This window comes from Duganella sp. CT11-25, assembly GCF_047302815.1.
Classification (GTDB): domain Bacteria; phylum Pseudomonadota; class Gammaproteobacteria; order Burkholderiales; family Burkholderiaceae_D; genus Rugamonas.
Window position 1 is genome coordinate 989019 of sequence record NZ_JBKBFD010000001.1, and the last position, 13369, is coordinate 1002387.

The window sequence follows — 13369 nt, forward strand, 5'->3', positions numbered from 1 at the left end:
ATGAAATTAAAAAAACTGGCATGTATCGGTGTTGCGGTCAGCATGGCGCTGGTGGGCGGCGTGGCGCAAGCGCAGGACACCATCCGCATCGGCGTCATCGCCGCGCTGACCGGGCCGTTCGCCAATACCGGCAAGCCGTTCGAGGACGGCATCAAGACCTATATGCAGCAGTATGGCGACAAGGTGGCGGGCAAGAAGATCGAAGTCATCTACCGCGACGACGGCGGCACCAATGCCGATATGTCCAAGCGCGCGGCGCAGGAGCTGATCGCGCGCGACAAGGTCAGCTTCCTGGTCGGCTTCTCGCTGACGCCTAGCGCGCTGGCGGTGGCGCCGATCGCCACGCAGGCCAAGATCCCGATGATCGTCATGAACGCGGTCACCACGGGCATCACGTCCAAGTCGCCGTACATGCTGCGCACCGGAATGACGATGCAACAGATGACCGAGCCGTTCGGCACCTGGACCGCCGCCAACAAGGTCGGCAAGGTCTACACGCTGGTCAGCGACTACAGCACCGGTATCGATGCGGAAGCGCGCTTCACCAAGGGCTTCACTGCGGGCGGGGGCAAGATCATCGGCTCCTCGCGCGTGCCGCTGGCGAACCCGGACTACTCACCCTTCATCCAGCGCATTAAGGATGAGAAGCCGGACGCGCTGTTCTTCTTCGCGCCCGGCGCCGAAGATGGCACCGGTGTACTAAAGGCCTTCAGCGACAAGGGCCTGGACAAGGCGGGCGTCAAGTTCCTGGGCGTGGGCGACATGACCAGCGACTCGCCGACGCTGGACGCATTGGGCGACCGCGCGCTGGGCGCCGTCACGGTGCTGAACTACTCGACGGCGCTGGACAACCCGGCCAACAAGTCCTTCCTGGCCGCGTATGCCGTCGCACTGCCGAAATCGCTGCCGCCGACCTTCGTCACCGTCGCCGCCTACGACACCATGGGCATGATCTACGAAACCATCCGCAAGCTGAATGGCGCCGTCACCGGCGACAAGGCCCTGCAAGTGCTGTCCAACATGAAGTGGGACAGCCCGCGCGGCCCGATCAGCATCGACCCGGCTTCGCGCGACATCATCCAGAACATGTACATCCGCGAAGTCAAGAAGGTCAATGGCAAGCTGGTTAACCAGCCGATCGGCGTCCTCAAGGACGTGATGCCTAACTAGTCCCCGCAGCACCCGCAGCCGGTCCGGACGCAGCCCATAGAAGGCTGCGCGGATCGGCACGTCCATCGCTTTACGAATAGAGGAGACAACTCGTATGAAAAGCATCCATCTGACGGCGGCGGCATCGGCCGCCCTGCTGCTCACCGCCTGCGGCGGATCCAACACCACGCAGGCTTCCGGCCTGCCCCAGCTGTCCGTAGCCACCGGCGCCGCGCTGGCTTCCTGCACCGACCTTGCCACCAAAATCAACATCGCCAACACCACCATCACCGGCGCCAAGGCCATCGATGCCGGCGCGCTGACCATCGCCGGCAAGCCGGTACCCGCGCATTGCCAGGTCACGGGCCAGATGTACAAGCGCACCAGCCCTGTCGACGGCAAGAGCTACGCCATCGGCTTCGAAATGCGCCTGCCGAACAACTGGAACGGCCGCTTCTTCTACCAGGCCAACGGCGGCGCCGACGGCAACGTGGTGACCGCCACCGGAACGGTGGGCGGCGGCGGACCGCTGGACAATGCGCTCAACATGGGCTTCGCCGTCATCAGTTCGGATGCCGGTCACGGTTCGCCCGACACGCTGTTCGGCATCGATCCGCAAGCGCGGCTAGACTACGGCTACCAGGCGGTCGGCAAGCTGACGCCCATGGCCAAGAGCATCATCGAAACCGCCTACGGCAAAAAGCCGGACCGCTCCTACATCGGCGGCTGCTCCAACGGCGGGCGCCACACGATGGTCGCCGCGGCACGCTACGCCGACCAATACGACGGTTTCCTGGTCGGGAACCCCGGCTTCCGCTTGCCGCTGGCGGCGATCGCCAATATCGCCGGTGCCCAGACCTACAATACGCTGGCCGCCACGCCCGGCGACCTGTCGACCGGCTTCACGCAGGCGGAGCGCGCGCTGGTCTCCAACGCGGTACTGGCCAAATGCGACGCGCTCGACGGCGCCGCCGATGGACTGGTGCAGAACACGCAAGCCTGCCAGGCCGCGTTCGACCTGAATCGCGACGTACCGACCTGCAGTGGATCACGCGATGGCACCTGCCTGAGCGCGGCGCAGAAGACCGCGATCGGCGGCCTGTTCGCCGGCGCGACGACGGCGGCGGGCACCAGGATCTATTCCAGCTTCCCGTATGATGCCGGGCTGGCGACCGGCGGCTGGGCCATGTGGAAATTTGCCTTCCCACTCGCCCTGGACTCCGGCGCGGTTGGCCTGGTCTGGCAGACGCCTCCGGAAAACGCCGCCACGTTCAACGGTCCGATTTTCGCGCTGACCGGCGACCTGGCCAGCATGCTGGCCAAGGTCAACGCCACCAACGCGACCTACACCGAAAGCGCAATCTCGTTCATGCTGCCGCCGAATCCATCCAACCTCTCCACGCTGAAGAATCGCGGCGCCAAGATGATGGTCTACCACGGCACCAGCGATCCGATCTTCTCCAGCGACGACACCACCGCGTGGTACAACGCGCTGCGCACCGCCAATGGCGGCGATGCGTCGAACTTCTCGCGCTATTTCAGCGTGCCGGGCATGAACCATTGTTCCGGCGGCCCGACCGCCGATCAATTCGACATGCTGACGCCGTTGGTCGACTGGGTGGAACGCGGCAAGGCGCCGGACAGCGTGCAGGCCGGCGTGCGCGCCGGCGGCAACGCGGGCGGCGCCAACACCGACCTGCCGGCCAGCTGGTCCGCCACCCGCAGCCGTCCGCTGTGCCCTTATCCGAAAGCAGCGAAGTACAAGGGTAGCGGCAGCATCGAGGATGCCGCCAACTTCAGCTGCGAGTAAGCGCGCAGCCCGGGCGCTCAGTCCAGGCAGCGCCCGGCAGCGCTGGACCACAGTTGATCGCCGCCCTGCGACCAGGTCCGCAACTGCGACGCCGGCTTGTCCGCGTAAGGGGAGACCAGCACATAGGTGTAACACGCGGGCAAGTCTTCCGGATTCAGGACGGCCGACGCTCCCTTGGTTGCGGCGATCTGATTCACCTTGTCCAGTGTCGCCACCCGCTGGAAGGCGCCGGTGTTTATGAATTTTATCTGGTGGTAGCCGAAGCTGGTGTCGCCCAGCTTCAGCTTTTTCTCAGGAACGGCCTGATGTGTATGTCCGTAGATATACAGGTCCGCCAGCGCCGGCCGCGCGCCCGCCACCAGCGGTAGCACGTTAACCAGATATGCGCGCATGGCGGAATAGTCCGTATCGGCCATCCCCGCGATCGCACCCATGGTGGGGTCCTTCCACGGACAGGTGGCTATTTCCCCCTTGGTCGGCCCAGATTCATTCAACAGCTTTTTCTTACGACAAATCTGATCGATTTCTTCCCGCGTCCACGCGGCCCCATCGAATTGCGATGCCAAGGGCAACAACGACTCCGCAGCCGCCTTCATCGCCGGCTCATCGCCCAGTGTATCGATATAGAACGTGGCGGGCTTTTGCCGTATCGCCTCATAGTCCCATTTGGCGCTGCCGACGGACGGTTTGTCGTCACCAAGCAGGTCCAGCCGCTGGCGGAACGATTGCAGCACGATCAGGAACCTGAGCAGATTGGCGACGGCAACGGAGGACTCCAGTTTCGTCGCGCGCGCCAGTCCGTATTTGATACCCTCCAGGTCGCTGCCCAGGTTATCGATAGTCGGGAATATGTACTCATACTGTTCATAGAACTCCTTGACCATATTCTCGCCCCAGGGCTTGCTGATATAGCGGATGCCGTTCTTCACCTCAAAGGGCGCCGGCCAGTTGGAAAATTTGTTGAACGGATCGAACTGATGACCGTGGTCAGCATAGATCAGGCCATCCTCCGACAACCAGTATCCAGCCGTTTCCAATCTGATCGAAAGCGCCGGAAAATAGCTGCGTAACAGTTCAGCCACCTTGGGGAACAACAGCGCGGCGTCGTGGTTACCCGGCACGATATAAATCCGGTTCTGCCCTTTCGCCGCAAAGCTCTTCAGCAGCGCGACAAACTGCGGGTGGTGATCCAGCACATATTTTAGCCGTGCGACCGCATCGGCCTCCGAGCAGCTCAGGTCGCGCCCGGGCGAAACGCAGTCCTTGACCTCGCATCCCGGATGAGAAAGATCGCTGGAGCAGATCATCGTCGGCGACTGCCACAATTCAAACACATCGCCGGCAAGCACCAGATCGACCTTGTCGCCATGCGTGGCGGACAGATGGTTGAGGAAGCCGGAGAAATCCGCATCCCAGCGAAAGTCCTCGAACGGCTTCCATTTGCCGCTCGCGTCCATGCCGGCTCCCACGTGCAGGTCGCTGACCGCGATCACGGAACGCCCGGACGCGGCATCCGCAGGCAATGCCACGCCGGACAAGAGGCACGCCAGTACGACAGTTCCAAGCAAAGAACCCAGCTTCATGGCGCCTCCTTCGGTGAGCAAATTTTTTGATATGGATTTCCGACCAGGAAATAGTTCATCGCCCTGCCGCTAAAGTAGGCCTTGTCGCCGCCCCACTTCTCGCCGCTGGCCTTGGAGAACAGGCATTGCGTTGTGCGCAGCTGCAGTTCTCCCACGGTCAGCTCTTTTTTTATGGAAAGCACCGACGCCATGCAGCGCATATACGCGCCGGCCAGCTGGCCCGACACGGGTGAGATCGTCGCGATCATCGTGCCTACGCGCAGCTTCGACAGCGCTCCTATCACGGAACCTGGCTCGATCACGTCTGTCGCCACTTCGCAGGCGTTGATGATGGCCACCGACGAGGGAGTGAACTTCTGCCGGAAGGTCCAGGATGCGACGCTGCCCTCCTCGCGCTTAATGTAGAGCTCACCCTTGCCGCGGTTGTGACCGAGATAACTGATGACGACGGATTTTTTCGCGCTGTCATTTCCGGCGGGAACCAGAAAACCTTTGAGCTCCGCGAGCGACAACGATTGCTGTTTGATGTCCGGTTTCATGACCTCCCAGAACTTGCCGCTGTCGCGGGCAGCGACCGACACCGCGTCGCCCACGTCGATATCTTGCGGCGGCTTCGCCACGTACCAGCTATCGGGACAGGCGGCTTTGTCATCGATGACGTGTCCCGGTAGTAGCAGCGCCACAATCATCCGTTCACCCAGATAGATCGCGCTCTCGGCGCTGTCGCCCAAGGCGATTGAACCGACCGGCAATGTGGGAGAAAAGAAGTCATCCTGCAGACGGGGATCGGATGGCACCAAGCGGACCAGCAGCGTGGGGACGCGGGCTTCCGTATCCGAATCGCGGGCCGCCTTGAGCAGCGCGGCGCGGGCCTGGCCCGCCATCTCCTGGTTATCCGGCGACAGCGCCCCGGGCGGCGAACTGATGACGGGTTCGAACAGCGAGCGGCCGAACTGCCATGACAGCTCTCTTTGCTCCTCGGGTGACAGCGGGGTCTCCAGGCTGGACCGGAAAGCGCTGATGTTGCCCTGCAGCTCCGCCATGCCCTTGCCGGTATTCCATGAGAAGAATCGGTTGGCTCCGGTGGCGTGGTCATGCGCGATCAGCAAAGCGACCATTGATGTCCCGCTCTCTGACGGCAAATCATACAAGACTAGCGAGAAGTCGGCCGTCGCCGTATCGGCCACGGTCAGCCCGACATTCTTGCCGAGACTGGCGATCTGGTTATCGCCCGGGGACTCCGGGCTCACCTCGATGGACAGTGTCTGCATCGGTATTCCCGAGCGCTTCTCCACCAGCACGATCCCAAGCCGATGCTTGCCCGGTTTCAGTGCGGTAAATTCGACACTGAATTCGCCGATCGTCGACGCATCCAGGCTTTGCTCGGGTGGCATCGTCCCCAGGCTGGTTGGCGGCGAGGTCGCGAGCTTGTCCATGTCGATGCTGAATTCGCGCGCCTGCTGGCTCTTGGGTATCGCGATGGCGGTGGGATCGGCGGCGACAACGAGCGCGAAGAAATCGAGCTTGCCCTGCCTTTCATCGCTTTTTTGCTGATCGATATAACTGCCCAGCGTGCCCGATAGTCCAATCTTGCCCATGCCCTTATGGGCCAGCGAATGGTCGATGCTGGATACCCTGAACCACATGAATTGCGGTTTATTCAGCTTGATCGTTTTGGCGATATCAGGAAGCGACTTTGCCTTGGGTGAATCCGAAGCCCAAAAATTCCAGCTTAGAAAATTCGATGGCGGCGGCGGTACAACCGCCGGCACGACCGGCTCGGGGCCAGGCTCCACCGGCCTTAACACCGGCAGCATAGGCATCGGTTCCGACAGGATGGCAGCGGGCGACAGCAGCACATCCGTCAACCGCCATTGGTTTGTTGGACGCGCCGCATCCAGCGTCATGCACCCGGCAAGCAACAACGCAATGCACATGCCAAGCCACCGGCAAATCGTCCATCGGCCATGCTTCAGGTAGTCCATCTGGAGGCTCCCGTCATTAGTCTTTTGCCATGACGGTATCATAATTGCAATTTATTGCATATGGAAATGATGGGCTTTCGATATGCAATAGTTGCTGCCTCACGACATCAACCAACAATGCCGCTCGCCGGTTAATCCTTGCCCGCCCCTTCCACATACACTTCGTCGGCGCAGCCGACCTCGCGCGCGGCGGCCGGGGAGGCATTGCCCACCATCTGCGGCAGATCGCGGTCGGTGCTGAACTCCAGCGGCAGCGATACGCGGATCTCCTGCAGGTACTTGCGCCCGACGCACACCAGCGTGATGCTGTTGGCTACCTTGTCGCCGTGGCGCGCCTTGACGCGGTCGAAGAATTCGCTGACGCGGAACGTTTTGCCGACGTTGCCCAGCACGATCTTGCCGACTTCCGAATCGTTCACCACGCGCACCGCCGATACGGCCTTGATGAAGTAGGCGTCCGGCGACAGCGACTGGCACTTGCCATGCTTGTTCCACTCATACGCGCCGAAAGTACGTTCATAGAAGAAGTTGGGCATCCATGGGGCGACCTTCTCGATGGTGTCCTTGCTCAGCGCGAAAGTCTCGCCGCTGCAGCTGCCGTAGTTGGTGCCGCATTCCTTCTTGTTTGGCCACAGTCCGTGCAGGCTCAGGGTCTTGGCCTCCAGCGCGCCGCTGTTCATGGCGTCACATTCCGGCTTCTTGCCGTTGTATTTGACATGTTCGCAGAAGCCCGGTTGCCAGGTGATCGCCAGCACGTAGCTATCCTGCTTGTTGGCGACGCTGCATACCTCGCCGGCCGCGCCCTCTGGCGGGCGGCCGAGCCGTTTCTCTTCCAGCGCCGGCGTGCCGCATTCGCGCTGTACCCAGCGCAGCGACGGCTGGGCGCCGGGCACTTCCACCCGCACCCAGTCATAGTCGACCTTGTTGATCTCTCGCACCGTGTAGGCGGTGCCGGCGGCCACCTGCGCGCCGCCCGGATTGCTGCGCTTGGCAAACGAGGAAAACGCTTCGCAGCTCTTGGTGGCGGTGAAGGTGCCGCGCGCGGATTCGCTGGCGCTGCATTCAAAGATGGTGAAGGCCAGCAGTGCGGCTGCGACGGCAGTCAGGGCTCGGCGATGCATAAAGTCTCCTCGGTTTTGGCGAAATGCAAACATTCTACCGGACAATGTGTGACAGCCTAGTCCTACAAAGAGGCCGCAAGCACGCTGATACCACGCGGGCTCAGGATTGACTACGATACAGCTCGACCTTCCCTTCCCAGGAGCACACTATGAAACAACTACATCTCGCCGGCAAGATTGCATGCGCATTGCTACTGACGGCAGCCGCCGTCGCAGGATGCAAGGACAAGGATCCGATCCAGCCGCCTAGCCCTGTGGTGGAAACCCCGGCCGCCAACCCGCCGCCGGCCGCGGCACCCGCTCCGGCACCGGACACACCGGCGCCAGCCCCCGCTCCAACGACGGAACCGGCTCCTCCGGCCCGCTAAACAGCCTCATTGCAAATCGCCGCAAGTCGTCGGCCTGCGCCGGCGGCCTGCGGCTCCCGCATCACTCCATTTCCTTCGGCTGCACGGTAAGCGCCTGCGCGCCCATGCGGTCGGCCTCGCTTTCCAGTCCGACATCGTCATTCACCGCCACGCCGCCGACGTCCTGCGTCGGCTGTACCCGTCCCTGCGCCTGCTGCACCACATGCCAGGCCTCGTGCGGCAGATGCTGCTCCTGGCCTGCGGCCACGTGGATGTCGCTGCCCTGGGCGAAGGCGTGCGCATTCAGCTGGGCCGGCCGGTCAGAGTTGTGATGCACCCTGACATGGTCCAGGCTCATGCCGGACAGCGACTCGATGCCCGCCTTGAGCTGGTTGGGCAGGCCGGTGTTGTTGGGCTTTTCTTCCAGTTGCGCGGCAGCCCCTGCCGCTTCAAACTTTCCCTGCAGCAGTTCCTCCTCTGGCGCCAGCTGGGCGGTTTCGAACTTGCCTTGCAACAGTTCCTCCTCTTCCGCCAGTTGCGCGGTGTCGGCCGTGCGGCCGGCCATCATGGCCGCTTGCTCTTTGAGCTGGGCGGCCTGGCCGCGCGTATCAGGCATGGCGGCCGCCTGGGCGTTGCGCAATTGCGCCGGTGCGGCGGCGGCGCGGCTTTCCTCTGCCGATTCGTGACTGCTGATCCGTGATTTCATTTCTGCACTCCCTATAAAAGTCCTACGTTTCCGAAGCCAACATGATTTCCTTGCCGTTACTTACCCAATGCTCGTTGCTTGCCCCCGTATAGCTGATCAGCACTTGTAGCTTGTGTCGCTTCAGTTTCTGCTCGAACTCCTCGACCGCCGGCGAATTGGGGATGGTCAGCGCCACCAGCGATTCGTCACGCTTCAATTTCTGGCCGATCAGCGGCACACTCTGCGCCGGCAAGCCGCTTTCCGATTCCCATATCTCGCTCAGCGCCGTCTTCAGATCCGCCACCCGGTGCTGGTCGATCAGGATCTCGACCTTGTTGATGATGGCGTAGCCGGTGCCGCCGTTGGTGATGATCCACTGGAAGCCGTCGATGCCGCGCTTGAGTTCCCAGCGCACGATGGGGAAGCCCATGCCGGCGCGTTGCGGCAAGCCGCGTTCGCGCAGCGGCACCTCGCGGCGCGAGCGCAAGTACCAGGCGCCGCCGGCCAGCACCAGCACCAGCAGGGTCGATGCGGCGATGAACGGCAACTGCCCGTGCGACAGCTTGGCGAAGTAAGGGTCATAGCCCATCAGCAACGTAAACGTCACCAGCGCCGGCAGCCCCACCAGGCCCAGCACCAGGAGGAAGTACTTGTTGATGAAGTTCTGGACCCTGCAGACGCGGAAGTACAGGATGCCCATGGCGATCATCACCAGCAGCAGCACGGTCAGCAGCAGCTGGAACCACCAGCGGTGCACGCAGACGAAGGCCTCCACCGGCCCCGGCAGGCTGGCGCTGACGGTTTCGTCGCGGTAGTTCTTCAGCAGGCAGATCGTCATCGACTTCGATTGCAGACAGGTCTCGCCGGTGTCCTTGACCTCCTTGGCCATGTTCTCGAAATCCGGCGCCCAGAAGCCGACGCCGCCGAAATTGTCGCGCGAGTAGACGATGTCGTCTTCCAGCTGCTGGAAGTTGCGGTCGTCGAAATGCCAGATCGGCAGCACGCTGCGCAGGAAGTCGGCGCGGTCGGCGCCGTACAGGCCCGAGTCGTTTTCGATGTCGGAGCGCAGTTTTTTCTTGGCGTCCGAGCTCGGTTCGTTCATCAGCACCAGCACGTATTCATCGTTCTCCGACGCGCCGTGGGCCTTCGTCGGCTCGGTCGCGCTGCGCTTCTTGCGCAGGCCGGCCATGTTCACCAGGCTGAAGGCGCCGCCGTTCTGCTTGTCCTCGGTCAGCGTGTCCTGCGAAACCAGCACGTTCAGCCACAAGCCGTGCTTGTCCATCTCCGTACGCAGCGCCAGGTAGAAGGTGTTGAACAGCGCCTTCGATTCAGGGTCGTCGGGGTACTCGGGGAAGTACAGCGTGATGCCGTCGCCGCGCCGGGGCGGGCCGGCCAGGCCAAAGCTGGTGTACGGGCGCAACCTGGAGGCGGTGTCGTTGCGCTGCGTGGTCAGCAGCGTCAACACATTGGCTTCGATCCGCTTGAAGAACGCCACCTTGCTGGAGGTCGGCGAGCTCAGCCAGTCCGACCACTCGTTCTTCTGGATCATCCAGTCGACCCGCGAATTGTGCTGATGGGCCACGCGCACGAAATCATTTTCCAGCTTGCCGCCGTTCTCGATATCGAAAGGCTGGGTGCCGCGCTTGAAGTCGCCGCTGCCGTCGATGGTCAGCCCGTAATACACGATACGGTTCAGCAAGCGGAAGTTGATCGCCTGCGGCTTGTCCTGCGGCTTCCAATACGGGTAGAAGCCATAGACCACGCCGGACAAGTCATCCAGCGCGCAGCCGCACTTGCTGCCGGTGATATTGATCTGGCCGACGTCGGTGATTTTTTTCTGGGCCACGCTTTCGATCAACGGCGCCAGATAGGTCAGGTAAATGCCCTTGGAATAATTCTCGCCGCGCAGCTTGTCCTTCGCTTCGCACAGCACTTTTTTATTGCGCAGCTCCTGGATGCCTGAAAACGCTTCATCCAGACCGGCGCCCAGCAGAGCGGGATCGACGCCCGGCTCCTTGGCCAGGGACTCCAGCGCCTTCTTCAAGGCCGTCACCTTGTCGTCGCCGATGCGCAGGCCGGCGACGTAGGCATTGTTGCGCGGAGAGTTCAGCGGACACGTGGCCAGGCCTATGGCGATCTTGGAGATCGCCGCGTTGCGGAACAGGCCGAGTTCAACGTAGTCGACCTCCTTGATTTCCTCCAGCAAGTCCTTGACCACCTCCGGCACGCCATCGTTTTGCACCAGGCCCTTGAGCTGGCTCTTGATGGTGTCCAGCGACAGACCGTCGATATGATAGTTGTCGAACACTTCGGTTTCCGCCGCCAGGATCTCCGTTTCCTGCGCGTTGATGGCCAGCACGCCGGCCGCCACTTTGGCCTTGATGAATTTGTCGTACTCGTCGCGCGATGTCAGGTAGACGTTGCCCAATTCCTCCAGGTCGGTCAGCATGTCGGCCCGCACCGTGCCGGCTTTCTTCAGCCGCTCCAGGGCGGCCTTGCCGATTGCGTAGCCGTAGAACTCATGCGTGTTGCTTTCGACCGCCGGCCAGACCTGATCCAGCAATCCCTTCCTGTCGTGCATCACCTGCAACAGGGCAATCTTCATCTCTTCCTTCGAGTTGAAATGCTTGTCCTTGATCTTGCCCAGCATGACCATCACTTGATCCTTGCCGGCCAGCAGATCGAGATCGGCCTGTTCCAGCACGTACGTGAAATAATGGTCCATGTCCAGCGCCGTCGCCGGCGTGTTGGGTGCGCCGCGGCGGCTGGCGCGGAAGCGGTTGACCAGGTCCAGCAGCGCCACGTCGTTCCCCTGACGCAGCACCACGGTGTCCTGGACCTTCTGCTCGGCGCCCAGGTCCTTGAACCAGGTGTCGAACTCATTGCTCAGCAGGATAGCCAGCTCGGCGGGATGCTTGGCGCCGAAGCCGGCGATACGGTCGACGTTCTTCGCCAGCCCCTCGGCATACTCGCCCTCGGTCTCGATCTTGAAGTTGAACGCGTAGCGCTGCAGCCAGCGCAGCGTGATCGGGCCGACGATGCCGTCGTTGAGCGGCTGCTCCTTGCGCGCGTAGTCGCGCTGCCAGTCCGGCAATTCCTGGTAGATCGCTTGCAGTTGCTGCTGCATGCGGCGCACGACGTCCTTGCTCAGGCCGGCGAAGTGCTCCTGCTTGATCGAGGTGTCGTAGGCCACCACGGTATGCGTCTGCGCGCTCGCCGTCGCCGCCGGCGGTGGCGGCGAGGTCTCTGCGGCGGTGGCCGGCTGCGCCATCACCATGCCGGCCACGGCCAGCAGCACCGCCAGCCAGCGGCGGTTTTTTGGATTGAAAAAGTGGTTCACAATGATTTCCCATCCTTCATGAGTTCTCTGCCTATGCCTGCAATCAAGTCGTCCTGCACGATATATTTCCTGTCACTCCTGACCGCCTTGATCGCCGCGTAGCGCGCCACGTTGAGCAAGGCGCCGCCGGCCAGTTCGTAGGTCTCGGCGATCTTCTGCAAATTGACGTCGCCACCCAGCCGCTCGGGATTGGAAAACAGTCCCTGCCACAGGCGCAGGCGCTGGTCGGCGTCCGGCATGGCGAAATACACCTCGCTCTGGAAGCGGCGCGAAAACGCCTGGTCGATATTCGCCTTGAGGTTGGTCGCCAGGATCACCACGCCCGGGAAGTCCTCGACCCGTTGCAGCAGGTAAGACACTTCCTGGTTGGCGTGGCGGTCGTTGGAGTTGCTGGTCTGGGTACGCTTGCCGAACAGCGAATCGGCCTCGTCGAAGAACAGGATCCAGTTCTTGTTCTCGGCCTGGTCGAACACGGTGGCCAGGTTTTTCTCGGTCTCGCCGATGTACTTGGAGACCACCATCGACAGGTCGATCCGGTACACGTCCTTGTCGGCCGCCTGGCCGATCAGCGACGCGGTCAAGGTCTTGCCGGTGCCCGGCGGACCGTAGAACAGCGTGCGGTAGCCCGACTTGACCGATTTCTCCAGCCCCCAGGTCTTGAGGATATGCTCCGGCTGCTTGAGCCAGGTGACGATGTGGTCGACCTCGTCCATGACCTCCGGGTTGAGCACCAGGTCCGACCAGCTCAGTTTGGTCTGCATCAGCTTGGCCGGGAAGTGGGCGCTGAAGTCGGGCTTGTGCACTTCGCCGTCGGACAGGCGTTGCAGGTACTCGTTGCTGAGCATCAGGGCCGAGCCGAACATCGGCTCGCCGCCGGCCTGGTGTTCCAGTTTGAGGATGCCGCTGCGGCGCAGGTAGTGCTCGTCCTTGAACAGTTCGGCCGCCTTGAAACGCAGCCCCAGGTCGGCGCCGGCCAGCAGGAAGGCGGCGGTTTCGCAGGTCGGCAGGAAGCCTGAATGCACCTTGCCGCGCCAGCCGCCGATCTCGCTGTAACCGCGCGCCAGGGCGGCGTTTTGCAGCAGGAACAGATCCAGCACCTGCGGCCGCAAGTGCGGCATGAAGGCCAGCATCAGCACCACGCGCTCGGCAAAGCCCATGTTGTACTCGCGTACCAGCTCGGCGTACGGGCTGACCGAGGACGACAGGTCGGGCGGCGGACATATCGTCGAGATATCGGCGCCCGGCTCGTCGGTCTTGAAATAGGCCTCGAAGCGGGCGTTACATACCCGGCTGAACCAGGCTACTTCGCGCTCCAGGGTGCTTGTGATGTCGCTCAAGTGGTCTCTCAT

At 62.4% G+C, this 13369-nt stretch carries 9 protein-coding genes; 3 read left to right on the forward strand and 6 right to left on the reverse strand.

Annotated features, from left to right (window positions below):
• Together ACEN9F_RS03890 and ACEN9F_RS03895 are read left to right on the forward strand one after the other, a co-directional pair.
• Positions 1 to 1170 (forward strand): ABC transporter substrate-binding protein, encoded by a 1170-nt coding sequence (locus tag ACEN9F_RS03890; RefSeq protein WP_413418016.1) that lies wholly within the window; start codon positions 1 to 3, stop codon positions 1168 to 1170.
• A 94-nt stretch (positions 1171 to 1264) separates the two neighbouring features.
• Positions 1265 to 2959: a tannase/feruloyl esterase family alpha/beta hydrolase gene (locus ACEN9F_RS03895; protein ID WP_413418018.1), complete on the forward strand. Its 1695-nt coding sequence runs from the start codon at positions 1265 to 1267 to the stop codon at positions 2957 to 2959.
• 17 nt (positions 2960 to 2976) lie between these two features.
• Here ACEN9F_RS03895 and ACEN9F_RS03900 read toward each other — a convergent pair whose 3' ends face one another.
• From ACEN9F_RS03900 to ACEN9F_RS03910, 3 genes are all read right to left on the reverse strand, one after another.
• The gene (locus ACEN9F_RS03900) at positions 2977 to 4542 is read right to left on the reverse strand and encodes a metallophosphoesterase (RefSeq protein ID WP_413418020.1); all 1566 of its coding nucleotides are present in this window, start codon (positions 4540 to 4542) and stop codon (positions 2977 to 2979) included.
• The gene (locus ACEN9F_RS03905; RefSeq protein ID WP_413418022.1) at positions 4539 to 6527 is read right to left on the reverse strand and encodes a hypothetical protein; all 1989 of its coding nucleotides are present in this window, start codon (positions 6525 to 6527) and stop codon (positions 4539 to 4541) included. The genes ACEN9F_RS03900 and ACEN9F_RS03905 overlap by 4 nt, the downstream gene beginning before the upstream one ends.
• A gap of 131 nt (positions 6528 to 6658) precedes the next feature.
• The gene (locus ACEN9F_RS03910; RefSeq protein WP_413418024.1) at positions 6659 to 7648 is read right to left on the reverse strand and encodes a ribonuclease T2 family protein; all 990 of its coding nucleotides are present in this window, start codon (positions 7646 to 7648) and stop codon (positions 6659 to 6661) included.
• A 149-nt stretch (positions 7649 to 7797) separates the two neighbouring features.
• Between ACEN9F_RS03910 and ACEN9F_RS03915 the strand changes: the two genes are divergently transcribed.
• Positions 7798 to 8016, forward strand: coding sequence for a hypothetical protein (locus tag ACEN9F_RS03915; protein ID WP_413418026.1), 219 nt, complete (start codon positions 7798 to 7800; stop codon positions 8014 to 8016).
• Positions 8017 to 8077: 61 nt separating this feature from the next.
• On the opposite strand, the gene ACEN9F_RS03920 is transcribed toward ACEN9F_RS03915, so the two are convergent.
• From ACEN9F_RS03920 to ACEN9F_RS03930, 3 genes are read right to left on the reverse strand one after another with little or no spacing between them, the layout of a single operon-like run.
• Positions 8078 to 8701 carry a DUF4157 domain-containing protein gene (locus ACEN9F_RS03920; protein ID WP_413418028.1) on the reverse strand — a complete coding sequence of 208 codons (624 nt, stop codon included), beginning with the start codon at positions 8699 to 8701 and terminating at the stop codon, positions 8078 to 8080.
• A 22-nt stretch (positions 8702 to 8723) separates the two neighbouring features.
• Complete coding sequence (locus ACEN9F_RS03925; RefSeq protein ID WP_413418029.1) at positions 8724 to 12020, reverse strand: hypothetical protein; 3297 nt, start codon at positions 12018 to 12020, stop codon at positions 8724 to 8726.
• Positions 12017 to 13357, reverse strand: a complete 1341-nt coding sequence (locus tag ACEN9F_RS03930; protein WP_413418031.1) for an ATP-binding protein — start codon at positions 13355 to 13357, stop codon at positions 12017 to 12019. The genes ACEN9F_RS03925 and ACEN9F_RS03930 overlap by 4 nt, the downstream gene beginning before the upstream one ends.
• Positions 13358 to 13369: the final 12 nt, after the last annotated feature.

What these genes read in the sequence shown, in the direction of transcription:
- ACEN9F_RS03900 (WP_413418020.1), bottom strand. Translation starts at nt 4,542, where the DNA reads ATGAAGCTGGGTTCTTTGCTTGGAACTGTCGTACTGGCGTGCCTCTTG.
- ACEN9F_RS03905 (WP_413418022.1), bottom strand. Translation starts at nt 6,527, where the DNA reads ATGGACTACCTGAAGCATGGCCGATGGACGATTTGCCGGTGGCTTGGC.
- ACEN9F_RS03910 (WP_413418024.1), bottom strand. Translation starts at nt 7,648, where the DNA reads ATGCATCGCCGAGCCCTGACTGCCGTCGCAGCCGCACTGCTGGCCTTC.
- ACEN9F_RS03915 (WP_413418026.1), top strand. Translation starts at nt 7,798, where the DNA reads ATGAAACAACTACATCTCGCCGGCAAGATTGCATGCGCATTGCTACTG.
- ACEN9F_RS03895 (WP_413418018.1), top strand. Translation starts at nt 1,265, where the DNA reads ATGAAAAGCATCCATCTGACGGCGGCGGCATCGGCCGCCCTGCTGCTC.
- ACEN9F_RS03890 (WP_413418016.1), top strand. Translation starts at nt 1, where the DNA reads ATGAAATTAAAAAAACTGGCATGTATCGGTGTTGCGGTCAGCATGGCG.
- ACEN9F_RS03920 (WP_413418028.1), bottom strand. Translation starts at nt 8,701, where the DNA reads ATGAAATCACGGATCAGCAGTCACGAATCGGCAGAGGAAAGCCGCGCC.